23 protein-coding genes are annotated in these 25,534 nt (G+C 70.7%); 8 read left to right on the forward strand and 15 right to left on the reverse strand.

The window, feature by feature from the left end; all coding sequences use genetic code 11:
• Positions 1–268: 268 nt before the first annotated feature.
• The 3 genes from Dvina_RS19470 (at position 269) to Dvina_RS19480 (ending at position 3,795) form a co-directional block, all read left to right on the forward strand.
• The gene (locus Dvina_RS19470; protein ID WP_223103888.1) at positions 269–1,165 is read left to right on the forward strand and encodes a hypothetical protein; all 897 of its coding nucleotides are present in this window, start codon (positions 269–271) and stop codon (positions 1,163–1,165) included.
• A 261-nt stretch (positions 1,166–1,426) separates the two neighbouring features.
• Positions 1,427–2,611: an MFS transporter gene (locus Dvina_RS19475; protein ID WP_223103889.1), complete on the forward strand. Its 1,185-nt coding sequence runs from the start codon at positions 1,427–1,429 to the stop codon at positions 2,609–2,611.
• A gap of 254 nt (positions 2,612–2,865) precedes the next feature.
• The gene (locus tag Dvina_RS19480; RefSeq protein ID WP_223103890.1) at positions 2,866–3,795 is read left to right on the forward strand and encodes an SdrD B-like domain-containing protein; all 930 of its coding nucleotides are present in this window, start codon (positions 2,866–2,868) and stop codon (positions 3,793–3,795) included.
• A gap of 120 nt (positions 3,796–3,915) precedes the next feature.
• Here the strand turns inward: Dvina_RS19480 and Dvina_RS19485 are convergent, their stop codons facing one another.
• The 4 genes from Dvina_RS19485 to Dvina_RS19500 all read right to left on the reverse strand — a co-directional run bounded on the left by Dvina_RS19485 (position 3,916) and on the right by Dvina_RS19500 (position 8,564).
• On the reverse strand, positions 3,916–4,956 hold the full coding sequence (locus tag Dvina_RS19485; protein WP_223103891.1) for an amidohydrolase family protein: 1,041 nt from the start codon (positions 4,954–4,956) through the stop codon (positions 3,916–3,918).
• Positions 4,957–5,074: 118 nt separating this feature from the next.
• Positions 5,075–7,015 carry a hypothetical protein gene (locus tag Dvina_RS19490; protein WP_223103892.1) on the reverse strand — a complete coding sequence of 647 codons (1,941 nt, stop codon included), beginning with the start codon at positions 7,013–7,015 and terminating at the stop codon, positions 5,075–5,077.
• A 344-nt stretch (positions 7,016–7,359) separates the two neighbouring features.
• Positions 7,360–8,175 (reverse strand): hypothetical protein, encoded by an 816-nt coding sequence (locus tag Dvina_RS19495; RefSeq protein ID WP_223103893.1) that lies wholly within the window; start codon positions 8,173–8,175, stop codon positions 7,360–7,362.
• Entirely contained in the window at positions 8,172–8,564 is a 393-nt protein-coding gene (locus tag Dvina_RS19500) for a hypothetical protein (protein ID WP_223103894.1), read from the reverse strand. Before Dvina_RS19500 ends, Dvina_RS19495 begins: the two co-directional genes overlap by 4 nt.
• 85 nt (positions 8,565–8,649) lie before the next feature.
• On the opposite strand from Dvina_RS19500, the gene Dvina_RS19505 reads away from it, so the two are divergent.
• Complete coding sequence (locus Dvina_RS19505; protein WP_223103895.1) at positions 8,650–10,170, forward strand: hypothetical protein; 1,521 nt, start codon at positions 8,650–8,652, stop codon at positions 10,168–10,170.
• A gap of 138 nt (positions 10,171–10,308) precedes the next feature.
• Here the strand turns inward: Dvina_RS19505 and Dvina_RS19510 are convergent, their stop codons facing one another.
• From Dvina_RS19510 to Dvina_RS19525, 4 genes are all read right to left on the reverse strand, one after another.
• The gene (locus tag Dvina_RS19510; RefSeq protein ID WP_223105608.1) at positions 10,309–10,608 is read right to left on the reverse strand and encodes a DUF4190 domain-containing protein; all 300 of its coding nucleotides are present in this window, start codon (positions 10,606–10,608) and stop codon (positions 10,309–10,311) included.
• Between the two features lie 231 nt (positions 10,609–10,839).
• A complete protein-coding gene (locus tag Dvina_RS19515; RefSeq protein WP_223103896.1) occupies positions 10,840–11,682 on the reverse strand; it encodes a hypothetical protein in 843 nt (280 codons plus the stop codon).
• Between the two features lie 2 nt (positions 11,683–11,684).
• Positions 11,685–11,996: a hypothetical protein gene (locus Dvina_RS19520; protein ID WP_223103897.1), complete on the reverse strand. Its 312-nt coding sequence runs from the start codon at positions 11,994–11,996 to the stop codon at positions 11,685–11,687.
• Between the two features lie 188 nt (positions 11,997–12,184).
• A complete protein-coding gene (locus tag Dvina_RS19525; RefSeq protein ID WP_223103898.1) occupies positions 12,185–12,808 on the reverse strand; it encodes a TetR/AcrR family transcriptional regulator in 624 nt (207 codons plus the stop codon).
• Positions 12,809–12,926: 118 nt separating this feature from the next.
• Between Dvina_RS19525 and Dvina_RS19530 the strand changes: the two genes are divergently transcribed.
• Complete coding sequence (locus tag Dvina_RS19530; protein ID WP_223103899.1) at positions 12,927–14,261, forward strand: alpha/beta fold hydrolase; 1,335 nt, start codon at positions 12,927–12,929, stop codon at positions 14,259–14,261.
• 121 nt (positions 14,262–14,382) lie between these two features.
• Here the strand turns inward: Dvina_RS19530 and Dvina_RS19535 are convergent, their stop codons facing one another.
• Entirely contained in the window at positions 14,383–14,673 is a 291-nt protein-coding gene (locus Dvina_RS19535; protein WP_223103900.1) for a hypothetical protein, read from the reverse strand.
• A 182-nt stretch (positions 14,674–14,855) separates the two neighbouring features.
• Between Dvina_RS19535 and Dvina_RS19540 the strand changes: the two genes are divergently transcribed.
• A complete protein-coding gene (locus Dvina_RS19540; protein WP_223103901.1) occupies positions 14,856–17,423 on the forward strand; it encodes a cation-translocating P-type ATPase in 2,568 nt (855 codons plus the stop codon).
• Positions 17,424–17,510: 87 nt separating this feature from the next.
• Here Dvina_RS19540 and Dvina_RS19545 read toward each other — a convergent pair whose 3' ends face one another.
• The gene (locus Dvina_RS19545; RefSeq protein WP_223103902.1) at positions 17,511–19,295 is read right to left on the reverse strand and encodes a cellulose binding domain-containing protein; all 1,785 of its coding nucleotides are present in this window, start codon (positions 19,293–19,295) and stop codon (positions 17,511–17,513) included.
• A gap of 177 nt (positions 19,296–19,472) precedes the next feature.
• Complete coding sequence (locus Dvina_RS19550) at positions 19,473–20,444, reverse strand: quinone oxidoreductase family protein (RefSeq protein WP_223103903.1); 972 nt, start codon at positions 20,442–20,444, stop codon at positions 19,473–19,475.
• Positions 20,445–20,500: 56 nt separating this feature from the next.
• Between Dvina_RS19550 and Dvina_RS19555 the strand changes: the two genes are divergently transcribed.
• Complete coding sequence (locus Dvina_RS19555) at positions 20,501–20,827, forward strand: ArsR/SmtB family transcription factor (protein ID WP_246656320.1); 327 nt, start codon at positions 20,501–20,503, stop codon at positions 20,825–20,827.
• 240 nt (positions 20,828–21,067) lie between these two features.
• Here the strand turns inward: Dvina_RS19555 and Dvina_RS19560 are convergent, their stop codons facing one another.
• The 4 genes from Dvina_RS19560 to Dvina_RS19575 form a co-directional block, all read right to left on the reverse strand.
• On the reverse strand, positions 21,068–21,712 hold the full coding sequence (locus tag Dvina_RS19560) for a hypothetical protein (protein ID WP_223103904.1): 645 nt from the start codon (positions 21,710–21,712) through the stop codon (positions 21,068–21,070).
• Between the two features lie 176 nt (positions 21,713–21,888).
• The gene (locus tag Dvina_RS19565; protein ID WP_223103905.1) at positions 21,889–22,101 is read right to left on the reverse strand and encodes a DUF8167 domain-containing protein; all 213 of its coding nucleotides are present in this window, start codon (positions 22,099–22,101) and stop codon (positions 21,889–21,891) included.
• 86 nt (positions 22,102–22,187) lie between these two features.
• The gene (locus tag Dvina_RS19570; RefSeq protein WP_223103906.1) at positions 22,188–22,580 is read right to left on the reverse strand and encodes a hypothetical protein; all 393 of its coding nucleotides are present in this window, start codon (positions 22,578–22,580) and stop codon (positions 22,188–22,190) included.
• Between the two features lie 103 nt (positions 22,581–22,683).
• On the reverse strand, positions 22,684–23,718 hold the full coding sequence (locus tag Dvina_RS19575; RefSeq protein WP_223103907.1) for a LacI family DNA-binding transcriptional regulator: 1,035 nt from the start codon (positions 23,716–23,718) through the stop codon (positions 22,684–22,686).
• A gap of 414 nt (positions 23,719–24,132) precedes the next feature.
• On the opposite strand from Dvina_RS19575, the gene Dvina_RS19580 reads away from it, so the two are divergent.
• Entirely contained in the window at positions 24,133–25,479 is a 1,347-nt protein-coding gene (locus tag Dvina_RS19580; RefSeq protein WP_223103908.1) for a cellulose binding domain-containing protein, read from the forward strand.
• The last annotated feature ends 55 nt before the right edge of the window (positions 25,480–25,534 follow it).

Below are 25,534 nucleotides of genomic sequence, written 5' to 3' on the forward strand. Positions count from 1 at the left end.
ACGGCGACAGCGGCCGCCGTGATGGCCAGTGCGGTACTGGTGATCAGCACAAAGGCCGGGAAACGCGAAAGGGACATGACGGCTCCTCAACCGCGCAGCCAGTCCTCAGTGCTCCCAGGCTGGCCCGGCGACCCTCTGCGAGGCTCCGGAAAACTGAACCACGAAAGCAGCCGGCGGTGAAGACCCGGTCTGGGGATTGCGTGTCCTCGATGAACGAACAGCGCCGTTCCGAGACCGTTTTGTTGCCCGGCGTTGTGACGCTGGGACCATGCGCGGACGGGGGATTGTGCTGGTGGTGCTGGGCGCGGTTGCAGCGGTGGCGGTGCTGTGCTCGTTGGGTAGCGCGCGCATGGTGGCGTTGAAGCTGCGCTCGGCGTACCCGGTGACGGTGGTCGAGGAAGGTCAGCGGGCCGGGACGGTGGTCGTCGGGACGCGGGGGCGGTACGGGCCGGTGGACTGGATTTTGGACGATGCCGCGACGGTGACGCTGCCGGAGCCGGGCGACGGGCGCGCACCGGGTGGGCCGCGCACGCAAGGGTGCGCCGGTGACATGTGCTATCGGGTCCCGGGCAGGGCCTTGCGGGTGGAGGGCAGCACCGACGGTGGACGCTCCTGGTCGACGGTGTGGGAGGTGTCCGGGCGCGAGTACGACCGGTTGGTAGGCATCTATCCGGACCTGGACGACCCGGCCGTTGATCTGGCGTCGACGTCGCTCGTCGTGCATGCGGTCGGCGGCGGGCACATCGTGTTTGTGGCGAACGGGCGCGACGGGCTGCTCGAGCGCGACGTCTCCGGCGCGTGGCGGCGGATCGGCTCGCCGGATTCGGGGGAGGGGTGCTGCTGGCTGAGCCCGCCGCCGCGGCTTCGCGGCGAGCCGGGCCCGTTCGACCCGGCGCCCTATGTGGCCGGGATCGTCGCGCTCGTCGTCCTCGCCGCCGGCGGCGTGACCGCGGCCCGGCGGCGGCGGTGGGCGGCGTTGGCGGAGGTGGGCGTGCTCGCCGCGCTCGTGGGCTGGCTGGCGTTCCTCGGCGCGACGATGCCTGATGTCGGCATGTTCCCCGGCATCTTGTACGGCGCGCCGGTCGTCGTGGCCGCCGGCGTCGGTGGAGTGCTGCTGGCGGCCTGGATCGCCCGCCGCCGAGTAGGACCGCGGCAGCCGGGCTGACGACGATCGCAGTCTCGGTGGCACGGGACTGCGTCGGCGGGCGTCTTGGCGGGTGAGCGGTACCGGCTGAACCGGCAGTCAGCGGGTCGGGCGTAGCACCACGGCGTACAGGTCGCCGGGGCCGGTAGAGTCATCTGGTCGACCGATGTGCGACTAGGGTTCCGCCGGGCAGCTTCCCGGGGCTGGTCCGAGCGTCGCGACTGCCGCAGGCAGACACCTTGAAGGACAAAATCCTGGGGGGTTACGTCGGCACGCTTTGTCGTGCCCACGTTCACCCGAGGTGCTGCTGTGTCTACCGTGTTGTCCGTCCTCCTTACCCGCCGTGTGCTTCCTGCTGCGTGCAGCTCCCTGATCGCCCGGCTCCCCAAGGGCATCACTCCGTTGGCCGTCGTGAGTCTGGTGCACCAGACGACAGGCTCCTACGCCGCCGCAGGCGTGATCGCTGCCGCAAGTGCGTTCGGCGACGCACTGTCCACTCCTGTCCAGGGCCGGCTGCTGGATCGCCACGGACGAGGTCGAGTCCTGCTGCCCTCGGCGGTGGTGTATGCGGCCGCACTCAGCCTGCTGCCGGTCCTGGCAGTCCACCATGAGCCGCTCGCCGTACTGTTCGGCTGCGCCATGCTCGCCGGGGCCGGGTTCCCGCCCATCTCCGGCAGCATGAAAGCGCTGTGGCCGCGGCTTGTCGCGGACGGCACCGCGACCAGCACGGCATACGCCGCGGAGTCCCTGCTCCAGCAGCTTCTGCTGCTGATCGCTCCGTTGCTGGCCACTGCGATGATCGCCTGGGCCGCGCCGGCCGCCGCCCTCTGGACTGCCGCATCCGCGACGCTGTTCGGCACGATCTCGTTCGTCTTCTACGCCGCCCGTGCCGACGGCAGCGCGCCGCTCGCGGCACACCACACCGGCAGCGCGCTGCGCGTCCCGGCAATCCGGGTGCTCCTCGCAGCCACCGTGGTCCAAGGCATCATCTTCGGCGCGCTTCCGGTGGTGTTGCCCGCGATGGCCCTCCACGCCGGCGCCCCGGCCGCCGGCGGCCTGCTGCTCGCCACCTGGATCTGCGGTGGCGTCGCCGGAAGCTTCCGCCGATCCGATGCCGACTACCCGCGCGCCATGGCGCAGCTGTCCATCGCACTGGTTGTCCCGGCGATCGTCGCGGTGGTCACCGACGGGTCGCTCGCTGCGGTGGCGGTATCGTTCGGTGGGGCCGGCCTCGTGCTCACCCCGGTAGCGGCAGCCAGCTACGTACTCGTCAACGACGCCGCACCACCGGCACGCCGGACCGAAGCGTTCACCTGGCTGACCACCGCGCTCGCCGTCGGCGGGTCGGCTGGTTCCGCGTTGGCCGGCATCGCCATCGACCGGCTCGGCGTCGTACCGGCAACGCTCCTGCCGGCGATAGCGGCCGCATCCGCCACGGCAATCGCCGTCCGCCTCCGCACCCGATGATGCCGGATCGACGACCCCCGAAAGCAGAGCACTCCTGGTGACGGCCACGACGATGGGAAGACACCCGGCCCTGCTCGTCGATCTGCCGCCGCCGGCACGGCGGCGGCGTGGGAGGCGTCGATCGTCGTTTCGTCGGCATTTGGGAGGGTCCGGCGGGAGCTACCTGGACTCCGGCCCTGATATGTACTGCCAGCAATGCGAACTGGGCTCGGAACGGGGCAGCGAGATGCGAACGCGGCCGATACGGTCTGCCGATGCGTGCACTCGCTGTGGCCGCCCTCGCCGGCGCGGCTATCTCCCTCATCCCTGCCCCCGCGGCGCTCGCCGCCGACGCCAAGGCCACGATCACGGCCTCGGCCACCGCCGACAAGACGGCGTACGCCGAGACCGACACCTTCACCGTCACCGTGAAGGTGACGAACACCAGCTCGGTGGACGCCAAACACGTGCACTACATCGGCGGCGACAACGAGTCGGTCAAGGACGTCGTCTGGGGCGCCATTTCAACCGGCTTCGACCTGGCCGCACATGAGACGAAGAACCTGCCGATCACCGGCAAATTCGAGCACTCGGCCTGGACGCACGGATACGGCGGCATCGCATTCTCCCTGGGCGCCGACAACATCGACGGCGAGGGCGCCGTCGCCGGTGTGCAGCTCAACGTGCCGGGCGCGGTCACGCAGTTCTCCGGCGTCATCTTCCAGGGCGAGTCAGTGAGCAGCCCGTACGAGCCGGGCAAGACCCCGGGCGTGCCGGGCGTCGTGGTGACCGCGAAGACCAACGACGGCAAGACCGTGCTCGGCCAGGCCACCACCGGTGCCGACGGCACCTTCAAGTTCGCCCACCTGCCGGCCGGCATCGCGCGGCTGACCTTCGAGGCACCCCGTGGCTGGAAAGTCCTGTCGGGTGAAAACGGCAATGGTACGCCCGAGCAGGTCCAGGTGATCGCCGAGCAGGCCGACATCCCGAGGGTCTTCATCGTGGCCAAGCAGGTGCCGGTGCCGAGCGACTCGCCGTCCACGTCCCCGTCCCCGTCGGTCTCGGTCTCACCCGCGGCCGGCCCGCCGCTGCCGGTCACCGGCTCGAACACCACCCTGCTGGCCGTCGCCGGTGTCGTCGCGATCGCGGTCGGAGCCGGGCTGGTACTGATCGCCCGGCGGCGCCGGGTCCGCCTCGAGGCCTGAGGACGCTCACGCTCATTGCACTGCCGGCCGGTCGGGCTCGACACCAATTCGAGCCCGGCCGGCCGCACCGTTCGCCTCGCGATCGTGATCGTCGAGGGGTGGGGTTGCCGCTGGTTGCGGTCAGCGGAGCCGAACCCCCCGGGCGAAGACAGCCGCCGGCCGGGACAGTACCGCCGGATCGGAGCGTGGATCGTCGTGGTACGTGACCAGATCGACTGGGCCGCCCGGGGTGGCCTGCGGTGCTCCGAGGAACCGTCGGGCATCGGATGACGCGGCGGTGAGCGCGGCCGCCGGCGGGACACCCAACTCGGCCAGCAGCGCCACTTCCCGTGCCACGGTGCCGACCACGTCGGTGCCGGTCATGATGGTCACGCCGAGAGCCACCGCGGTCGTGAGGCGGTGCCGCATCGCCTCGGCAAACGCCGGATCCTGCGCAGCGCGCCGCGGGAACGACGCGCACAGCGTCGGCGTCCAGGCGCCGCCCTGGGCGGCCAGGCGGGTCAGGTCCGTGTCGTCGAGGACCGTTCCGTGTTCGATGGAGTCGACGCCGACCGCGACGAGATCGGCGACGAACCTGGTGGTGGTGTGGGCGGCCACCCGGGCACCGGCGGCGTGGACGGTCGCGACGAGGCGTTCGACGTCAGCAAGGTCGTACGTGGGTTCGTTGTCGACGAACGCACCGTCGCGCAGGTGCGGAAAGTCCGCGACGAGCTTGACCCACCGCGCCCCGGCGCTCACCTCGGCCAGAGCCGCATCGACCAGGTGCTCGGCCGGCACCGGTTCGGGCAGCAGGGCCGGGAAGTAGCGGTCCGGCGGTGCGAGGAACCGGCCGCACACGAGCAGACCGTCCACCTCGGGCACCAACGCGAGTACCGCGCCGGCCGGGCTGCCGGCATCGCGGACCGTGGTGACGCCGGCGCGGCGGGCCGCGTCCAGGTTCGCGCGGGCGGTGGTCACGTCCACCGCGTACGGCAGACCGTCCTCCCCGGCCGCGACGGTGAGGTGGCGGTGGGCGTCGACGAGGCCCGGCAACGCGAACCGGCCAGGCAACGGCTCTGCGTCGCGGAGCGGCTCCGTCGACCAGTGGCCCTCCGCGGTGATACCGGCGTCGAGGTCGTCACCGTCGGGAAGCCGAACCGCGCGTACCACCCATGCCGTCACCCGCCAACCCTAGCCGCACGCGGTGCGGAAGGTGACCGCCGAGCAGCCGTACGCGTCCAGCCCGTCGCCGCCGGCTCGCGGCCCCGTTCGACTGCCGCCGCGGCGACGTCCGCGGGTGCTACCAGGGGCTGATCCGCGTGGTCGCGGTGTCCGGCGCCGGGAAGTACCGGCCGCGGTTGCGCCGGATGGCGTGGACGATCGCGGCGATGCAGCCGATGGCGCCTCCGACGAGCAGCGTCACGCCGATCGTGGTGCTGGCGAGGGATGCGCCGGTCAGGGCCGCCGTGGTGTGCTTCGGGTCCTTCAGTCGCATGGCGTCGACGGCCAGCCCGGGGACGTCGGCGTTCGCGCCCTCCACCCCGCCGGTCGGTGCGCCGGTGTCGCCCGGCGGGTCGGCGGCGGCCGGTGCGGCCGAGGTGGTTGCGGTGGTGGCCGTGTGTAGGCCGGTGCCGTCCGTCCCGGTGGTGCCGGGTGCGCCGGCCTGGCCCGTCTGCACGGGGTGGGCGGCCTGCGCCGTGGTGTGCACCGGCGGCGGGGGCTGGGTGGTCGCCGGCGGCTGCGTGGTGTGGATGGTCGTCTGCGGCGGCTGGGTAGTCTGCACCGTGGTCTGCGGCGGCGCCGTGGTGGTCGTGTGGGTCGCCTCGACGCTGTGGCCGGGCTGGCGAGTGGCCGGTGGGGACGTGGAGACGGGCGCGGCGGCGGACGGCGACGCGGAGGCGGAGGCCGGCCGGGTGGGGGAGTGCGACGGGGAAGCCGACGGGTGCGGCGGGACGGTGAGGCGGGCGCTCACCGCGACACCCTTCGCGTCGGTCGTCACCGTGACCGGGTTCTTCGTGCGCAGCAGCCGCGGACAGTCCAGCGCGTCGTAGGCGCCGCTGAAGCGCTGGGCCAGGAACGTGAACAGGCTGTTCGCCGCCTCCGGGTCCGGCGACGGGGCGCGCACGGTCAGGCTGCGGTCGAGCTCGATCCGCTCCGTGCCGACCTGGAGCAGGTTCGCGCAGTACACCTTCGGCGTCTCGGCCCGGGCGTCGACGGCGGGCTGGCCGACGCCGGCCCGGTACAGGTCGGTCTTGGCCACGCTCTGCTTGTCGCCGGCCTTCGTCATCGGATCTGAGGTCGGCACCAGCGCGACGGGGGCGGCCTGGTGGGCCGCGGCCTGCAGCTCGTTGAGGGCGAGCGAGGTGGCCGGGGCGCCGGCGTCGGCGAGGTCCGGGGCCCGATACGGCGTGCATCCCAGCGCGGGGAAGACATGGGCGTCGAGCAGGGCGTTGTCGCTGCCGTTGACCTCGACGCGGGCGCCGCGGCGGGCGAGGGCGGCCCGGTTGGCCGCAGTGTTCTGCGCGGTCGTGCCGTCGGCGAGCACCAGGTACGTCGTGGTCACGTTGTCGCTCTGGTCCATGTCGACGAGCCCGAAGTCGCGCGTCGTCGGGCAGGGCCGCCCGTCGGCGGCGGTGCCGAGTGTGGGAACGCTGAGCCGGCCGGCGGCGATCGCCGTGTTGGCCGCGCTGAACAGGGCCGGCGCGTTGCAGTACGCGAACTGCCCGAAGATCGAACCGGCCTCGCCGTTGACGCACCTGCCGGCCGCGAGGCTACCGTGGTCACCGGCGAGCCGGAGGTCGTCGCCGTTGAACCCGAACCAGATCCCGACGACCGCCCCGGCGGGCAGCTTCGGCGGCGTGGGCGGCGCCGCGGGCCGGCTCCCGGCGTCGATGACGAGCGGGTCGTACACGGACACGGCACCCGTCGCCGGGTCGATGATCGTCGCCTGCACGAATGCCGCCGACCCGGCGTCAGCTTCGTGGCAGGGTGCTTCCAGCCGGTACGGCGTGGCCAGGCCCTTGGCACTGAGCGGCTCCGCCGGCACGGTCAGTGTGCACGTGACTGCGGGCGCGTCCTGCCCGGCGAGGGCCGCCTGCGAGGTGAGCACGACACCGCCGAGCGCGGCGATGAGCACCGGCACGCCGAGCGCCACCAGTGGCCGCCCGAACCACCGACGTGCCGTCGGCTCGGCTCCTGCGCTGCTGTCACTCGGCTTCCAGGTCAGACGTCGGTCGAACACGCCCCGACCGTACTGCCGCACGAACCCGGCGACAGATGTCCAAGCGAGGCATAACGGGAATCTAAACCCCACCACAAGTACTTCTCCGTTACACGCCTTCCCCGGCCTCGGCCGCGGGACGCAGCGCCACACCGACCAGCCCTCCGGAACCCTCAGACGGCGCCGACGCGACTTCGCGGACCAGGTGTTCGCCGCGGTACTGCGGCGGCCCGTCGTGGCGGGAAAAGCCGGAGCAGTTCAGGTGGGTCAGGGCCTGGGGTATCGCGCCCTGCCTGGGTCGGCGGTGCCGGGCCCAATACGCTACGCCGTGACTCGGCTGCGGTCGGCGAAGCCGGCCGTCACCGCTACCGGTCGTGCGCGGGTGGCACCTCGCCGCTGAGCTCGGCCAGGTTGAGCCGGGCCCCCGGACGCAGCGCGGCGCGCAGCGCGGCCAGATCGGTGCCCGCATCCACCTGATGTTGGCGTATGTCGCCGTCAAGCGTCTCCACGAGGTTCAGCGGTGTGGCCGATGCGGCTATCAGCCCGGCCGCCTCGGACCACCAGGCGTCATCGGCCGGCGGCGCCGGGAGGGAGATCACCGATGCCCGCTGCAGCAGGTCGAGCAGCGTCACCGGCTGCTCGGCGGGGTCGCGCAGCGGGGCCACCCCGGAGCGCAGCAGGGCGGCGTAGACGCGCCGGTACAGGGTGAACAGCACCACGCCGAGCAGGGCGACGAGGCCCAGGCGGGCCGCGAGGATGGGGGCGATCCACCGCAGCCGGGCGCCGAACTCGTCGGCGTTGACCGCGTCGGCCCCGGGCAGGGTCCGCGCGGCGATGATGGTGGCCAGGGCACCGACCTGGAACGTGATCGACCATGGGGTCAGCAGGACCCGGTTCGCGTCTTCGCCCAGGCGCTGGAGGGCTCGGCTGGTGAGGACGAACCACAGGGCGTACACGATGACGACGCCCCAGAACAGGATCAGCTCACTCGTGCCCAGACCCTGTCCCGCCCGGAGCAGGTCCAGGTCCGGCTCCGGGAGTGCGGCCTCGACCCGGGAGAGGTACACGAGATCGAAGCCGGCCACGACGGCGAACACGGCGGCCACGGCGGCGACGCCCCACATGAGCCACTGCACGGTGGCGCCGGCACCACCGGCGGCCCGGCGGAACGGCGCCGTCATACGGCCCACCCGCCCGCCATCATGTGCAGCCGCTCGGCCGCCTCGGCGTCGGTGGTCTCGACGACCCACCGGTCACCGGCGACGAGGGCCCCGCCGTGACCATTGAAGCCGGCGACGATGAACACGCCCCGCTCCTCGTCGACCCAGGCGTCGCGGGTGCCGTTGTCGTCGAACGTGTACGCGGCCACGTCGAGACGGCCGTCCTTGCAGGTGACGGTCTCACGGGCACCGTTGTGCGACGGCTTCGTCTCGATGATCGCACAGCCGGCGAGACGGGCGACGGTGGCGGCGGACGGCGGCCGACCGGAGGAGTCGCGGCCCGCCCCGATGGCATAGGCGGCGATCAGCGCCACGGCCGTGAGCAATCCCAGGAGTCGTTGGAATGACACGCCGGACACAGTACCGATCCGCGCCCCGCAATGTGTTCCGCCTTCGGCGGTCTCCACTTCATCCGGCCGCTGGCATACTGCGGGCGTGGTCGAAGAAGTGGGCAAAGGCGAAAGCGGTGGCGCGCGTGTTCTGGAGTCGCTCCGGGCGGCGCTCGCTCGATGGCCGGACATCGGAAGCCAGGCCCGCATCAGCATCGAGCAATGGAACAGTCTCAGCGCGAGCGAAGCGAAGGCCTACCAGGACAGAAGCATCTCCGCCGTCCAGCGTGCGGCCGGCTGGCGGGCGGTGGCCGACCAGGTCCGCGAACTCGGCCGATTGCGGTATGAGCCGGCTGTTGCGACCCTGATCGGGTTGTGGGAGAGGTGTCCCGTCCAGCCGGTCGCGGTGGCCGCCGCGCACGCGCTGTTCGGTATCGGGACCGCCGAAGCCCGCGATGCCCTCCGGCGCGGGGTCCATGACCACGAGCACTTGGGCCGCTTCATGGCCCTGAAGGTCATGTTCACCGACGACGGAACGGCCTGGGACAACGTTTGTCACCTGTTCTCCGACGAGTGCCTGGCGACCACGGCCGGGTTGACGGCTGCCGCCGAGGCCCTTGGTCTGCTGGCGCCGCGGTCGTTCACCAAATCAGGTCCCGAGTGGCACTCGGAACCGCTGCGCGTGTTGGTGTCGCAGGATCACCGGTGGCTTGACCTGTGCGTTGGTCTCCGCGACCACGAACGCCTGGGATGGCCGGCCCGTCAAGTGCTCAAATACGCTGACCCGGCCGTTACCGGTCCTGCGCTCGATGCTGCCCGAGCTGAGCGGGCCGCGCCGCGAAGGGCGTCGGCCGAGAGGTCCTTGCGGCCGGGAGAACTCGTCGCGCGCTACCGGGACGGGGACCATCGAGGCGTGTGGCGCGACCTTGGGGCAGCCGCTCACCTTGACGACGTGTGGCGCGCGGAGGCCGAGCAGGTAGCTGTCCTGACCATGGAGCGTGTCGCGCGGAACGCGTCCAACCTGACCGCCGCGCTCATTGCCCGCGGCTGGCCGGTCAGCGCCGAGCAGGCGTTACCCGGGCCTGCCGCTGATGTTGAGGATCGGCTGCGGCAGCTGGAGCAGATCACGGGCTCAGCGGTGCCGCCGGCGCTGGCCGCCTACTGGCGCATCGTCGGCACGATCGACCTCGTGCCGCGCGACACCTGGGACGCGCCGTTCCCGCCCGGCGTACCCGAACAACTGACAGTCGCCGACCCGCTGGAGATCATCGACCTCGGCACGGCGTGGTCCTCGGTCGAGGAGTGGCAGGAGGAATCGGCGGAACACCATCCGGAAATCGCCGGACCGCTGGTAGTCGACATCGCAGCCGACTACCTGCACAAGGCCAACATCAGCGGCGGCGCCCCGTACTCGGTCCGGCTACCACACCCCGGGGCGGATCCCCTGGTCCGTGCGGAGGTGCATGGCCTGACCTTCACCAACTACCTGCGGCGTGCTTTCGCGGAAAAGGGCTTTCTCCGGCTCGACCAGCAGGATGAATGGGCCGCCTACGGCACCACCGCCGACGAGCTCGCGGAGCTGACCGGCTGGCTGGAAAGCGTCGAATACGAATACCTGGACTTTTGACTCGAAACGCTACGTGACCGCGCTCGGCGAGAGAGCGTTCCGGATCGAACAGTGCTGCGGCATCCGTCCCGGACAGGATGGTGGCGGCCGACGCGAACCGCATCCTGGCGGCGCCGCTGTCCTGGAGCCTGATTGCTGCTACGACCCGGACAGGCCGGAGAACACGAGGGAGCCGGCGAAGCCGCACCACACGATGACGAACAGCCCGTAGAAGCAGCTGAGGATCCAGCCGGCGACAATGCCGACCTTGGCCAGCTCGATGCCGCGCTCGCCGGTCTGTTCGATCTGCTCCCGGGCCTTGCGGCCGAAGTAGATGCCGAGCGGCGGGAAGGCGACGAACGCCAGGATGACCGCCAGGATCGCGTACGTGTTCACCGGCGGCGCGGGTCGGTACTGCGGGTATTGCGGATATGGCTGGTACTGGTACGGATACGGCATCGGCTGGCCTGCCGGTTCGTCCTCTGGTTCGGTCATGCGACCCTCATCTCCCCGTGCGGGCCGAGCCACGTCATCGTAGGGCGTGGTGGTGCGCCGATCATAAGGCCGACGTGCAACCCGTACATCCCGCGAGGATCTGGACCTTCGCTCGTTCCTGCTCGGCCCTGGGTGAGCCTCGCCGGAGGCGCGCAGCGAGCGCAGGATAGCGACGCGCCGATCGTCCAGGACCGTTCACGGTTCCTGCGTGAGTCCGTGGTAGGTCCAGCGGTATTTCGCGTCCGTTGTGCGGGCAACACTGTCCAGTACCGCTCCGGCGTCCAGCCAGGGCTGCACCAGTGATCCACCGACCTCACGGGCGGCCAACGGTTGGTAGCCCCTGTCTTCCTTGAACAGGTCGAGGATGGTGAGTCGCCCTTCGCGCCGGGACGTTCCGTAGCTGCGAACCCCCTCGGCCAGGAAGGTCGAGAAGTCCTCGAGCTCGGGGAACAGTGACGACGACCATAGCGACGCCGGGACCGCTCGACCGGTGAAGCGGTCGTTTCCCAAGGTGACCAGGATCGACTCCCCGTCATCGCCGATAGCCGCGGGCAGGTAATCGTGCTGCGCCGAAAATCCGGCAGCTGTGAAGAGCGAGCCGAGGGCCGAGTTGGTCGTGCGCTCGGAGACGAAGACGGCCGGACTGCCGCCTGACCGCTCATCGAGCACGCCGTAGCGCCGTGCCGAACTGACGCTGTGAACGCCGAGCACGGAGGGGAAGGGGCCGGCCGTGACCCTGCTGAGTCGTAGCACGCACACCGAGGCGACCGCGCTGCCGTCAACGAGCTGGGGAGTCAACCAGGCAACCGGGAGCAGGCGTTTCAAGTAGTCGGCGGGCAGGCGGTAGTTGAAGATGATGCGCTCGTTCACCAGAGCACGAACGGAGGGCAGTTGACTACCCGTTGCCATCAATGCCGGAGGATCAAGTACAGCCACGGTACAAGTCTGCACCAGCGACCCGTCACTGTTCACCACCGTGCCCGCTGCGAGTCGGTTGCCGCTCAGCCGAATCCGGTCACGCAAGTGCTGGTCGGGCACGGCTATCCGTCCTTGAGTTTGACCTGGAACACCGGTCCGCGACGAGTGGGATCCCATCCAGCGGCTCGCGCGTCCGCGATCTGCGACGCCACCAGCGCCGGCGTCACCACGGCGCTCGCGGCGCCCAGCCAGTTGTCCGGGCGGGCCGCCGGGAGCCACACGAGCAGCTTGCCGGCCGGCTCGTGCAGGAGTTCGGCCACGAAGAAGATCGGTGATGCAAGGCCCTGGCCGTAGGTCGGCCGGCGACGCACCGTCCAGCGATAGATCACGTTGTCCACGACGATCCGGCGCGAGTGCTTACGCGCGATTGCCACGGCTCACCTCCTACGGCGAGGTCGACAAGGGGGAAGCAAGACGCTGTAACGACCGGATGCCGCCGGACGATCGACATGGGTCCGCCGGCCAGCCGGCGGACCCATGTCCGGTGCGCGGCTCTACCGAGGCGGGGTCTTCCGGAGTGCGTCCCGGCGCCCGCGGGGCCGCGAAGGTCGATCTGCTGGTGTTATGGCATGGGGGCGGAATCCACGCGGCGCAGGAGCTGGAAGACATCCGGAGTGGTCCAGCCGCGCAGCGTGGCGTGAACGGCCGAATCGAAGGTGTGGTCTGCGATGGTGCTGTCGAGCGCCCCGGCCAGCTCGAGGGTCACAATCCCGTGCAGGGTGACCCAGAAGGACAGGGCGATGGCGGTCGGGTCTCCGGCGAGCGCCGACGTCGCCAACCCGCGCCTGATCGCGTCCAGAAGCGGGCGAACGGGGTCGTCGGAGCCGACCGGGCCTGACGGGTCGAACGATTGGACGCCGCCGAACAGCACCATATAGAGGTGGCGGTGCCCGAGGGCCCACCGCCGGTACCTGACGGCGAGCGTGTGGATGTCGGTGAGCGGGTCGGCGGTGGCCGGCACCTCCGACAGCTCTTGGAACAGTCCGCTGATCGCTGCGGCGCGGACCTCGCCGATCAACGCGTCCTTGCTGCCGAACAGGGTGTAGACCGCCGCGGTCGCGGTGCCGGCGGCGTTGGCCAGGGCGCGGACGCTCAGCGACTCCCGGGGGCGAGTGGCCAGCATCTCGGTCGCGGTGCGCACCAGCCGGTCCTTCACCGCGTCGTCGTTCGTTCTCGGCCTGCCCACGGTGACCAGCGTACGGCGGTGTCCACTCGCCGCCCCGATCACCGGGCATGACACGACGCCACAGTATTGGTACGGTGTTTTGAAACATCGTTTGTAAACTCGATCCGATGGAGGAGCCGTGCGACGATTTCTGGTCCCTGCCGCCCGTGTCGCGGCCCGGCTCGGCCTCGCCATGGCCGCCTGCACGGGGCTGGTCATCCTGTTTCTCGCGCTGATCGTCGCGACCGGCGGGGCAGGCGGCGGCCTTGTGGCCTGGCTGCCGATCTCGATCGCCGCAACGGCAGCGGCGATGTGGCTCGGCCGCCGCCACACCTGGCGAGGCCGGCTGACGCGGCTGCTGCCGGTGGCTGTCGCCGCTGCGCTGACCGCGTCGGTCTGCGTCCCAACCGTCCCCACGGAGCGTCGCTTTCCCGCCGATCTACCGTTCGTGGCGACACAGCACTGGAGCCTCGCCACCGGCAGCCGGGTTGCGGTCTACCACTACCCACCCGACCCCGGCGTCCCCCGTCACCCGACACCCCTGGTGTATCTGCACGGCGGGCCGATCCGCAGCATCTCGCTGCTCGATCACCGGTTCCTGCAGCAGCTGGCCGGACAGGGCTACGACGTCTACGCCTACGAGCAGGCCGGCGGCGGGCGCAGCGACCTGCTGCCCATGGCGCAGTACACCATCGACCGGCTGAGCCGTGACCTTGGCGCGTTCCTCGACCGCCTGGGCAACGGCCAAGTCGACGTGCTCGGCTTCTCCTCCGGCGCGGTCGTGCTCACCCGCGCCCTGGCCGACCCGAGCCTCGCCGCTCGGGTGCGCCGGGCGGTCATCGCCGAGCCCGGCCCGATCGACGGCCCAACCGCCCGCATCGCCGGGCACCCGGGCCGTCCGTCCGCCCGCGGCATCGCACCGGCCGCGGCCGGAGACCGATCAACGTACCTTCCCCGATACGGCGTGGCATTCGGCCTCATGCGCTTCGGGCTGCTCGACTTCGACAACGGCCTCATCAGCCAGGCCGAAGGCGACAACGCCTTCACCGCCGCCGATCTCGGCAGCGACACCGCATCCGCCTACTGCGCACAGGACGCACACCGCATCCCGGCCGAGGACAGCCCGCAGAACTTCTCCTTCAGCGCCGCTGCCAGCCTCCGAGTGCAGCAGACCGTCATCGACTCGCCATCCATCGCACCACAACTGCAGCGCTCCCGTACCCCCGCAATGCTGATGATCGCCGAATGCTCGGCCCAGATCCGTCAGTGGGAGACGGCCATCCTCGCCGCCGACCCGGCCATCCAACGCACCCAGTACATGCCCGGCGTCGGACACCACATGTGGAACGGCTTCGACGACAACAACCAACGAGCCGCCACCGTCATCACCGCATTCCTCGAAGACCGCCCAGCGCCGCTGCCGGACTACCCGACCCGCACCGACATACCGGCCTTCCTGCAAGACCAGCGATAACAGCGACCCCACTGCATGAACATCAGCCGCTGCCGCGTCCAGTGCTCGGCGCGATCAGCCACGGCGGTGCCCTGAGGAAGGCGCGTACGCGTTGCTCCTTTCCGAGTGATGGCGAGAGTCCTCAGCCGCCGAAACGGCCGAGGAGGTCCGACACCTTGCTGGCGAGCTGCTCCCCGACCCCGGTGACCGCGTCGGCGGCACCGCCGGCCGCGTCGGTGGCAGCGGTCGCCGCTTCCGTAGCGGCACTCGTTGCGTTGTCAGCCGCCGTCGTGGCGGCCTCGCCGGCCTGACCAACGACATCAGTGACCGCTGCCGCGTCGGGAACGGTGGGCGTCTCGACACCGAGGGATTGTTTGACGTTGTCGACGATGTCACGCAGTGCTTGCCACATGAGAACCTCCGTGGCCGTCATGGCTACCTGCATCCAACAGTGGGCCGGCAACTGCGGGCCGCCCAGGGCCGATGGTCCCGCCGCGGGCAGCCGCCGGGCAGTCGCCGGGCCGGACGGTCGAGCCGCACGGGCCGGGTGGCCCTGGTCGGTCGGCGCCGAGCGGGCGCACGCTCGAAATGAACCCACAGGCAGGAGGCAGCCCGATGGCCAGTGACCTTCGCGCCGCACCCGCCGGTGTCCTCGGCTTGTCCAGCGCCGACGCCGCGGAACGGCTCGAGCACCACGGACCGAACGCCCTCCCGACCCGCCCGCGAGTGTCGGCGTGGCGGCGGGTGCTCACCCAACTGCGGGACCCACTGATCATCGTGCTGCTTGTCGCGATCGTCCTGACCGTCATCACCGGCGATTGGACCGACGCCGCGGTTATCGCCTTGGTCGTCGTGGTCAACACCGCGGTCGGCGTCGTTCAGGAGATCAAAGCGGACCAAGCCATCACCACGCTGGCCACCATGACCGCCCCCGAGGCGCGGGTGCTGCGCGACGGCCGTCAGCAGATGATTCCCGCCGTCGACGTTGTGGCCGGGGACCTGCTGATCCTCGCCGAGGGCGACATCGTGCCCGCTGATGCCGCCCTGATCGAGGCGGCGGCTCTGCTTGTCGACGAGTCAGCGCTCACCGGCGAGTCGGTGCCGGTCGACAAGGCGGCCGGCTCGGGTGATGTGGTGTCCTCCGGCACGGTCGTGGTTCGCGGCCGCGGCGAGGCCGTGGTCACCGCAACCGGGGCGGCCAGCGCGATGGGCCGCATCGCCGGGCTGATGGCCACCGGCTCCGGGCTGACCCCGCTGCAGCGCCGCCTGGTCGGCGTCGGCCGGGTCCTGGCCGGCACCGCCGTCGTGCTCTGCACCATCGTGCTCGCGCTCGGGCTGGCCCGCGGCGAGTCGCTGGAACTCATGGTGGTCACGGCCATCAGCCTCGTCGTCGCGGCGGTGCCGGAGTCGCTGCCGGCAGTGGTCACCCTCGCACTCGCGCTCGGCGCCCGGCGGATGGCCGCCCGGCACGCGTTGATCCGCCGCCTGCCCGCGGTGGAAACCCTTGGATCGGTCACCGTCATCGCCACCGACAAGACCGGCACCCTCACCGAGGGACGCATGGTCGTACGCCGCCTCTGGACACCGACCGGCGCCGCCGAGGTCGGCGGCCTCGGCTACCGGCCGGAAGGGGTGGTCGGCCGCGAGGGCACCCCGCTGACCGCACACACCGCCCCTGACCTGGCCGAACTGCTGACCGCCGCGGCGCTGTGCACCGATGCCACGCTACGCGCCCCCGAGCAGCCGGACGGCGACTGGACCGCCCTCGGCGACCCTACCGAGGCGGCGCTGCTGACCGCCGCCGGCAAGTTCGGCATCGACCCCACCGCGGTGAAGGCTTCGCTGCCGCGTACCGGTGAACTGCCGTTCGACAGCGACCGCAAACGCATGACCACCCTGCACCGCCAACTCGGCGGCGGCATCCGGGTGATCTGCAAGGGCGCTCCCGAGGTACTGCTGACCGCGGCCTTCCTCGACGAACCGGCCGACTCGATCGCGCGGGCCGTCGACCAGGCCGGCCGGTTGGCCACCGACGGATACCGCGTTCTGGCCGTCGCTCAGGCCGACCATGTCCGGCCGCCGGTCCGCGAGGAGTGGGAGCGAGGGCTGCGACTGCTCGGCCTCATCGGTATCCGCGATCCGGCCCGCCCGTCGGCCGCCGGCACTATCGCCGCCTGCCGCGCCGCCGGCATCACGCCGGTGCTCATCACCGGCGACCACCCCGCCACCGCCCGCGCCGTCGCGGCCGAGGTCGGCATCATCGGCGCCGACGGCGACGTCGTCGACTGCCGGGACCCCGCCTTCGCCGACCGGCTGCGCGACGCGCGCGTGTTCGCCCGTGCGACACCCGAGCAGAAACTCGACATCATCACCGCCCGCCGCCAGGCCGGCGACATCGTCGCGATGACCGGCGACGGCGTCAACGACGGGCCTGCCCTGCGCCGGGCCGACATCGGTGTCGCCATGGGCCTGCGCGGCACCGAGGTCGCCCGCCAAGCCGCCGATCTCGTGCTGGCCGACGACGACCTGGCCACCGTGGTCGCCGCCGCCGAAGAGGGCCGCCGGGTCTACGCCAACATCCGCCGCTTCCTGCTCTACGGCTTGTCCGGCGGCGCCGCGGAGATCACCGTCATGCTCGCCGGGCCGCTCCTCGGCCTGCCGCTGTTCCTGCTGCCGGCCCAGATCCTGTGGGTCAACCTGCTCACCCACGGCCTGCCGGGCGTCGCACTGGGCAGCGAACCCGCGCCGCCCGACGTGATGACCAGGCCTCCGCGCCCACCCGCCGAGTCCGTCCTCGGCGCCGGACTCTGGCAGCGCATCCTGCGCGTCGGCATCGTCATCTCCGCCGTCACCCTCGGCGTCGCCGTTTGGGCCCACGCCACCGACCGGCCCTGGCAGAGCATGGCCTTCTTCGCACTCGGCGCCACCCAGCTCGCCGTTGCCCTCGGCTCCCGCGCCCGCCCCGGCACCCGCACCAACCCGATGCTGCTGCTCGCCGTCGCGGTCGCTCTCACCCTGCAGTTCGCCGGCCTCTACCTACCGGCGCTCAACGAGCTCCTCGGTACCGAGCCCGTGCCGATCCTCGACCTGTTGGTCATCTGTGCCCTGTCCAGCCTCGGCTACGCCGCCATCCGACTCGACCGGACCCTGCACCCCGGCAACAGCCGGCACCGCAGCAGCTGATGGCCCTTTCCACTCCCGGCCTGCCACCGGTTGCGACCCGGCATCCGTCTACCGAGCGACGGATGCCGGGTCGTGTCGGTGGTGTGGTCAGGCGCCGTTGACGGCGGTGACCCCGGCGTTGGTCCCGATGTAGGCGCGGTTGCCGGACAGGGTGGGGGAGGCGAAGTGCGGCGCGGCGCCGATGCGGATCTGTGCCAGTACCGCGCCGGTGCCGGGGTTGAGCGCGTACAGCACGCCACCGTTGTAGTCGACCCACCAGACAGCGCCGCCGCCTATCGTCGGCGACCCCGCGGCGGTGACGCTGGTGGGGGCGCGCCACAGCTCAGTCGCCGTGCCGGTGGAGCTGATGGTCACCGCGCGCGGCCCGCTGCTGCAGGGTAGGTAGATCGTGTTCCCGGAGACTGCGCTGCCGCCGAAGGCCCGGCACCCGTTGTTCAGTTGGGAGACCTCGCCGCCGATGCCACCGAGGTTGCCCTGGCGCAGTACGTAGCCGATGCCGGCCTTGCCGTCCGCGTACACGAACTGGCCGACCAGGGCCGGACTCATCGATCCGAGGTCCGCGTCACGGGCGTTCTGCGTCGCCCAGTCGGTCGGGGCGAAGAAGTCGGTGCGCTGCAGCTCGGGCGACAGCGCGATCACCGAGTCACTGCCGTCGTAGGCGCCGCTGGTGGCCTCGCCGTTGCCGACCGAGTACAGCTGGGTAGTGCCCATCACCGCGGGGCCGGCGGTCCCCCAGACGGCGCCTTCACGCGTGGTCGGCACGGCGTAGCTCAGCCTGGCGGTACCGGCGGTGGTCAGCGAGACCACCGAGCCGACGTACTGGGCGCAGTCGCCGAGCAGGCCGCCGAACGCGATGTAGATGCGTCCGTTCAGCAGGGTCAGGGCGGGGCGCTGCAGATGCGCGTTGGGGGTACCCAGCGGCGGCTCGACCTCGGCCTGCACCTCGACGGCGCCGGTGGTGGCGTTGAGCCCGAACAGCGTGTGCATACCGCCGGTCGTCTCGGCGACCGCGAACAGCCGGTTGGTGGCCGGGTCGTACACCATCGTGCTGGTGATGCCGAGCGGGTTGATGTTGCCGCAGGGGAGGGTGGACAGGGATACCGGAGTACCGACATGCGTCGACCAGACGACGGCGCCGCTTGTCGGATTCAGCTCGTAGACGGTGTCGTTCTCGGTGGCCGCGTACACCCGGCCCTTCACGACCAGCGGCTGCCCGTAGACGTTGCCGTCCAGCGCCGCGTTCCAGGCGATCGACAGGGTGGACAGTGCGGCCAGGTCCGTCGCGTTCCCGTCGCGCGCGTTGTTTTTGTGGTACGTCGTCCAGTCGCTGCCGGTCGGGGAGGTCGACGGCGTCGCAGAGATCGACGGTGTGGGCGATGATGTGCGACTCGGCGACGGCGAGGCGCTGGTCGGCGTGGGGGATGCCGGCGCGGGTGAACCGGTCACGCCACCCGTGCAGGCGGTGCCGTTGAGCGTGAAGGTGGCCGGTGTCGGATTGCTGCTGTTGTTCCACGAGCCGTTGAACCCGAAGGACGTGCTGGCGTTGGTCGCGATGCTGCCGTTGTAGCTCAAGTTGCGAGCGGTCACCTGGCCGCCGCTTTGCGTCGTGGTCGCGTTCCATGCCTGGGTGATCTGCTGCCCGGCCGTGTACGACCAGGTCAACGTCCAGCTGGTGACCGGGTCGCCGAGGTTGGTGATGTTCACGTTCGCGGTGAACCCACCGGACCACTGCGACGCCACCGAGTACACCACCGAGCAGCCGGACGTGGCGGCTTGCGCGGACAGTGCGACGGCCGTACCGGCCATGACGGTTCCGGCGACAGCGACGGTGACGACGGCGAGCCGGGTTCGAGATCGGGTGAAGGTACGCATTCCCGGAGTCCTTTCGACGCGCAAGCGAGGTCAGCAGGCGGCGGACGAGCCGACCAGGTACCACTTGCACCGCCTCAAGGCATCGAAACAAATCACTGAGAGATAGGTCGATCAAAGCACAATGCCTGTGCGTCCGAGGAACTGCCGGCGCATGACCGTGACGAGCGGGCCGGACGGCTATTCGATCGCGACCACCGTCTTGCCGAGCGCCTGACCCTCGCTTTGCAGTACGTGCGCGTCGATGAGGTGGTCCCATTGGACGACCGTGGGTGCGGGGACCGTGAGGCCGTCGGTGACAAGTGCGACCACGTCCTGGATGAGGGTGCCTACCCTGTGCGGCGCCGTCCGCGCAAGCCCGAGCATGCTGAAACCCGAAACGGTCTGGTTGCCGGCCAGCAACGCGGGGTAGGCCGGTGTCTGCGGGGCCGGCTGTCCAGCCGCGGCACCGTAGGAGACGAGTCGACCCGCGATCGCGAGGTGTTCGGCGGCCTCCTGCAGCACGACGCCACCGATGGAGTCGAGCACCACGTCGAACGGTGACCCCGCGGCGGCGACAGCACTCGTCCAGAACGCGTCGTCGCGGATGACGGGCACGACCCCGGGGGCGAGGTCGGCGAGCTTCGTGGGTGAGCCGGCGCCGCCCACGACGGTGCGCACGCCCTGGCGCGCCAGGACGGCCGCCAATGCTGTGCCCACACCACCGCCGGCGCTGGTGACCAGGACGGCATCGCCAGGGCCGGCCTGCGCCCGGCGGGTCAGCCCCAGCGCGGTCGCCCAGGTGAGCGGCATCGCCGCCGCGGTGGCCAGATCGAAGCCGGGCGGGACGGGCGCCGTCAACCGGGCATCCGCCACCGCAAGGTCGGCATAGCCACCGCCCTGCGGCGTGAACGCGGTGACCAGGTCGCCGGCGGCGAGCCCGGCGACCCCGTCACCGACGACCTCGACCGTGCCGGCGATCTCCAGCCCGGGAGTGAAGGGCCAGCTTCCGGCGTACCCGGGAACGCCCCGACGGGCCAGGACGTCGGTGAAGTTCAGGCCGGCATACGCCACGCGGACCAGTACCTGACCGGGTCCGGGCGCCGGCGCCGCACGCTGGGTGAACCGAAGGACATCCGCATCGCCGGGCCGGACCATCTCGAGAACGCGCATGCGGCGACCATAGTACGAAGGTAGTCGTACAATCAAACATCGGGCAGAATGGCAGCGTGCGACCTCTTCCCCCGGTACCCGAGCGGCTCGACCTGATCGCGGTCCTGAACTGCCTGGCCGACCCCGTCCGCCTCGCCATCGTCGACCAGCTGGACATCGCCGACGACCTGGAATGCGGGACCTTCGACGTCCCGGTCACCAAGAGCACCCTCACCCACCATTTCCGGGTACTACGTGAGTCTGGCGTCATCGCCACCACCCGGATCGGCACCCGTTCGCTCAACAGGCTGCGCCGCGCGGCGCTGGAGGAGGCCTTCCCCGGCCTGCTCTCCGCGGTACTGACCGCCAGACGCGGACAGCACCAACTACCCGCTCGGGCCTGACCGCCGCCGGCCGCGGGCCTCGCGGCGGCGCAGCGCATCGGCGATCCGCCCGGCCCGGCTTGCCTTGCAGTCGGGGCAACTCGCAGTCACGCCGGCATGCTATTGGCGTGACGGGTTGGGCGGCGGGTGATCCAGGCGTTCATGAGTTCGGCGGCGAGCCAGTGGCCGCGCGTTACACCGACATCAGCCGAATTCCCGACCATGCCCGCACGGGACGCACAAGGATCGCTCGGCCGGCGCCTACCGTCCGCCGGAGCCACGCCGGTGAACTCGTTCGCGCGGCCGGCTCCGGGCACTGAATAGCGCCATGAAACCGGTTGCGACAAGGCCAATTCCGTTGACGATCCATATGGGTTTCGCGTCCTCGACCTCGCTCAGCGTTTCGGGCTGGACCAAGCCGTCCGGGTCAACGACCACCGTGAGGCGGCTGCCGACGGCGAACTGTTCCAACCCCTCTGTCAGGTAGCCAGGGATGCGGTGTCCGTCCGCATCGACGAGCCTGTAGAGATAGGCCTTCGACCTTCCACGGCCGGCCACGTCTACGCCATCAACAGTCGCCGACACCGTCTCCCCACGACACGCGAGAACTGACGCGTGCACACCGAATAATGTCGATGTGACGAGTACGATCCCCGCCACGATGCCGCCGAACTGGCTCCAGGAGTTCGAAGCCTTGACCGGGCTCGTCGAGTCTCCTTCCCGGAGCAGATACCGGCCGATCGCGAACGCCACGGCCGTCAAGATCGCGGACACGATCAGCGGCAGGTCGCCCTCAAGCCTCGCGAATGACAGCAGCCCAGCCAGCAACGCCGCCGCCGCGTAGAGCCCGAACACTGTCGCCGCCCTGGCGATGAACGTCTGAGGCCGGCGCGACGAGACAGTCATGAGGTCGATTGTCGGTCGCCGACGCAATGCCTGAGTCAAGGCGACCGGCCCGGATGCCCGTCACGCTCGGCAGCCCGTCGAGGACGCCGATCGGGCCGTGCCGGCATCGTGGAGCAGCGCGTCGAGCCTGGCGGCGACCGGCCGCTGCCGCTCCGGGCTCACCTTGATCGGCTCGGTCATTGCTCGTCGCCGAGGCGCCGGCCGAGGTAGTGCGCCGCGGCGGCGGCGCACAGGACCGTGCCCGACCACACGAACGTGGTGGCCGGCAGCCCGAGGCGGTCCCGGGCGAAGATCAGTGCGCCGAGCATGGCCAGCACGGACAACACGGCCCCGGCAGCGCCGAGGCCGAGCAGCACCCGGCCGGCGCCCCGCAGGAGCTTCGCGGACATCGCCCGGCTCATCAGCGATCGTGGCTACCGCTCATGGCACGTGATCCGCTCGCCAGCTGCGTGCAGGGCCTGCATCGCCGTGGTGCTCACGGGTGCTTGCGCCGCTTCTGCGCGAGTTTCCGCTCGGCGGCGCGGACCGCTGAATCCTCGAGGTTCCTCGCGCTCCTGCGTTCCAGCACGCGCAGCCGCGGTACGTCGATCTCGACGTACGAACGGTTGTCCGCTTCGTGCCGCATCGGCAGGACCGAGCCGACCACCCGGCGGGAGCCGAGAACGGCGTCGCGTTCGACGCGGGCAACCGTCACCGTGCTGTCGTCGTCGAAGCGGATCCGCAGCGTCAGCTCGACGTTGGGTATCCGGTGGTTGACCACCCAGCCCCACGGCGCGGACCTCACCACGACCGCGTCGACCTTGATGCCGTCGCGCATAAGCCGCAGGTACCGCGGAAGAAGCCGCAGGAGTCTCGGGCGGAACTTCATCGGCCGCTCCAATCAACCGCCGCCGAGCGTAACCCGTCCGCGCAATGCAACAGAACCCCCGGGCGGCAACCGGCCCCCGGACCCGGACCTGATCACGGCCGCCTCAACCGCCGGCGGGTTGTCCGCGCGACACCCGGGCCGGTTTGCCGGCTTGCCGGGGCGCGGCGGTGCTGTGCCGTTCGACGAGTGCGGTCGGCAGCTCGATGCGGGTGTGGTCGGGGTAGGCCCCCGAGGCGAGCGTCATGACCAGTTGCGCGGCGGTCGCGCCCATGTCGGTCAGCGGCTGGCGGATGGTGGTGAGCGGCGGGTGCGACCACTGCACGAAGGTGAGGTCGTCGAAGCCGACGACGCTCAGGTCCTCGGGGACACGCATCCGTGCGTCGCGGGCCGCCGTGTAGACCCCGATGGCCTGCAGGTCGTTGCCGGTGAAGACGGCGGTGGGCGGGTCCGGCAGGTCGAGGAGTTCGGCGGCGGCGGCGCGGCCGCCCTCGACGTACAGCGGCGCGGTGCGCAGCAGTTCGGGGGCGACCGGTACCCCGGCCGCATCCATCGCGGCGCGGTAGCCGTCCAGCCGGGCGCGGCAGCACAGGTAGCGGTCCGGTCCGTTGATCATCGCGATCCGGCGGTGTCCCAGGCTGAGCAGGTGCCGGGTGGCGGTCAGGCCGCCGTTCCAGTTCATGGCGCCGACGGAGGGCGTCTGGTGCTGCGGCTCCCCGCTCGGATCGAGCACGACGAGCGGGATGCCGGCGGTCGACAGGTGGGCCAGTTGGCGCCTGGTCAGCTCGGCCGAGACGGCGATGACGCCGACCGGGCGGCGGCCCAGGACCTGGTCCGACCAGCCCCGGCCGGGAGTGAGGTGACCCTGCATCTCGGTCAGCGCGACGGCGAGATCGTGTCCGCGGGCGACCTGCTCGACGCCTCGAATGATGTCCAGGGCCCAGGGGCTGTCCAGCGCCTGGAAGACGACCTCGATGATGGAGGCCGGCGGCGTGCGGTCGGCGCGCTGATAGCCGTGCTCGCGGATGAGGTCCTCGATGCGTCGGCGGGTGTCGACGGCGACACCGGCGTGGCCGTTGATGACCTTCGAGACAGTGGGCGCGGAGACGCCGGCGAGGTCGGCGATGCGGGCAACGGTCATCTCCCGCCGCGATCGCCGTCCCGCCCCGGTTTCAGGGCTCGAGGAACTCACGAGCGAAGTCTATGTGTCCGATCATCGGCGTCGACGGGCTTACCGATCCCGGAAAGTTTCAGAATGCTTCGCACCTGACATCGCTTCTAGCTGCAGAAATATGGACGTCTGATGCGTTGAAGGCGTGAACGGCGCCGCAGGTCCCAGGATGGCGCCGGGCCACTCGTGTCGCCGCGGCAGCACCCCACGGACTGGAGAACCGGCCTATCGCGGCGGCGGGAACGCCGGGCGGCGGTCGCCGTCCTCGATACCCGTGCAGGACCCGTAGGAGGGCAACACATGAAAGGCCGGATCAGGTTCGGAGGCATTCGAACCGCCACCATCTGCGCTGTCGCCGCAATGCTCGCGGGTGCGGCGTTTGTCATGTTCAACCCGGGCGTCTCGGCCGCCGACGCGTCGACCAAGTATCTCGGCATCTTCCGCCAGACCAGCCCGACCGAGATCCCGCCGGGAACGGCGAGCCGCTACGGGGTCAGCCCGGCGAGCGTGCTGTGGTTCGACAGCTGGGGTACCGGCAACGCCTTCAACGCAGCCGACGCGAAGACGCTGTGGAGTCAGGGCATCATGCTGCATTACACCTGGGAGCCCTGGAACACGAGCCTGGGTGTGAGCGATCCCGCACAGATCCACCTGCAGGACATCGTGAACGGCAAGTGGGACAGCTACATCAAGGCCCGGGGCGCGGAGTTCGCGGCCGTCGGCGCGCCGATCATGGTCCGCTGGGGGCACGAGTTCAACGGCAACTGGTACCCGTGGGGGATCGCCAACAACAACAGCGATCCCACGCTCTACGTCAACGCCTACCGGCGCGTGCATGATCTCGTCGTCGCCGCCGGGGCCACCAACGTGCAGTGGATCTGGTGCTTCAACAACAGTCCGACGCCGAACGCCGCATACAACGACCCGGCCCGGTCCTACCCCGGCGACGCCTACGTCGACTGGGTCGGGATCGACGGGTACAACTGGGGGATCGGCCCCTCGTGGGACCCGAGCGGCAACTACTGGACGTCGTTCGACTCGATGTTCGCCAGCCCTTATGCCCAGGCGCGCTCCATCGCTCCGCAGCGTCCGGTGATGATCGGCGAGGTTGCGTCGACCGAGGACGGCGGCAGCAAGAGCCAGTGGATCAACGACATGTCGGCGGCGTTGCAGTCGAGCCGGTACGTCGATCTCAAGGCGATCTACTACTTCGATCAGGACAAGGAAGAACCGTGGTCGGGTACGTCGTCGTCCGGTGTCCAGGCGGCCTTCCGGACGTGGGTCAACCAGCCGTACATGCGGGGGACCGGCACTGAGCTGGCCAAGGTGGCGCCGTCCTATCGGGGAACGAATCCCAGCTCGTCGCCCGTGAGCTCGTCGCCCGTCACGAGTCAGCCGCCGATCTCCCAGCCGCCGGTGTCCTCTCAGACGCCGACCGGCGCATGCACGGCGACCTACCGGACGGTGAACGCCTGGGCGGGCGGTTTCCAGGGCGAGATCGCGGTGCAGGCGGGGAGCGCGGCGATCAACGGGTGGACCGTGCGCTGGACGCTGGGCAGCGGCCAGACCGTCAGCCAGCTGTGGAACGGCACGCTGACCGTCAACGGCACCTCGGTGACCGTGCGCAACGTGAGCTGGAACGCGGCACTGGCGGCGAACGGCACGGCAGTGCTGGGATTCCTGGCCGGCGGAGCGCCGAACACGCCGGCGCTCACCTGCAGCAGCCCGTGAACCAGGAGTACCCACCATCGTGACGCATCGGCGGCGGCTGACCAGCGCCGCCGCC

Source organism: Dactylosporangium vinaceum (assembly GCF_019904175.1).
GTDB classification, from domain to species: Bacteria; Actinomycetota; Actinomycetes; order Mycobacteriales; family Micromonosporaceae; genus Dactylosporangium; species Dactylosporangium vinaceum.

What these genes read in the sequence shown, in the direction of transcription:
- Dvina_RS19540 (WP_223103901.1), top strand. Translation starts at nt 14,856, where the DNA reads ATGGCCAGTGACCTTCGCGCCGCACCCGCCGGTGTCCTCGGCTTGTCC.
- Dvina_RS19570 (WP_223103906.1), bottom strand. Translation starts at nt 22,580, where the DNA reads ATGAAGTTCCGCCCGAGACTCCTGCGGCTTCTTCCGCGGTACCTGCGG.
- Dvina_RS19535 (WP_223103900.1), bottom strand. Translation starts at nt 14,673, where the DNA reads ATGACGGCCACGGAGGTTCTCATGTGGCAAGCACTGCGTGACATCGTC.
- Dvina_RS19470 (WP_223103888.1), top strand. Translation starts at nt 269, where the DNA reads ATGCGCGGACGGGGGATTGTGCTGGTGGTGCTGGGCGCGGTTGCAGCG.
- Dvina_RS19565 (WP_223103905.1), bottom strand. Translation starts at nt 22,101, where the DNA reads ATGTCCGCGAAGCTCCTGCGGGGCGCCGGCCGGGTGCTGCTCGGCCTC.
- Dvina_RS19560 (WP_223103904.1), bottom strand. Translation starts at nt 21,712, where the DNA reads ATGACTGTCTCGTCGCGCCGGCCTCAGACGTTCATCGCCAGGGCGGCG.
- Dvina_RS19480 (WP_223103890.1), top strand. Translation starts at nt 2,866, where the DNA reads ATGCGTGCACTCGCTGTGGCCGCCCTCGCCGGCGCGGCTATCTCCCTC.
- Dvina_RS19545 (WP_223103902.1), bottom strand. Translation starts at nt 19,295, where the DNA reads ATGCGTACCTTCACCCGATCTCGAACCCGGCTCGCCGTCGTCACCGTC.
- Dvina_RS19495 (WP_223103893.1), bottom strand. Translation starts at nt 8,175, where the DNA reads ATGACGGCGCCGTTCCGCCGGGCCGCCGGTGGTGCCGGCGCCACCGTG.
- Dvina_RS19550 (WP_223103903.1), bottom strand. Translation starts at nt 20,444, where the DNA reads ATGCGCGTTCTCGAGATGGTCCGGCCCGGCGATGCGGATGTCCTTCGG.
- Dvina_RS19510 (WP_223105608.1), bottom strand. Translation starts at nt 10,608, where the DNA reads ATGCCGTATCCGTACCAGTACCAGCCATATCCGCAATACCCGCAGTAC.
- Dvina_RS19580 (WP_223103908.1), top strand. Translation starts at nt 24,133, where the DNA reads ATGTTCAACCCGGGCGTCTCGGCCGCCGACGCGTCGACCAAGTATCTC.
- Dvina_RS19575 (WP_223103907.1), bottom strand. Translation starts at nt 23,718, where the DNA reads ATGACCGTTGCCCGCATCGCCGACCTCGCCGGCGTCTCCGCGCCCACT.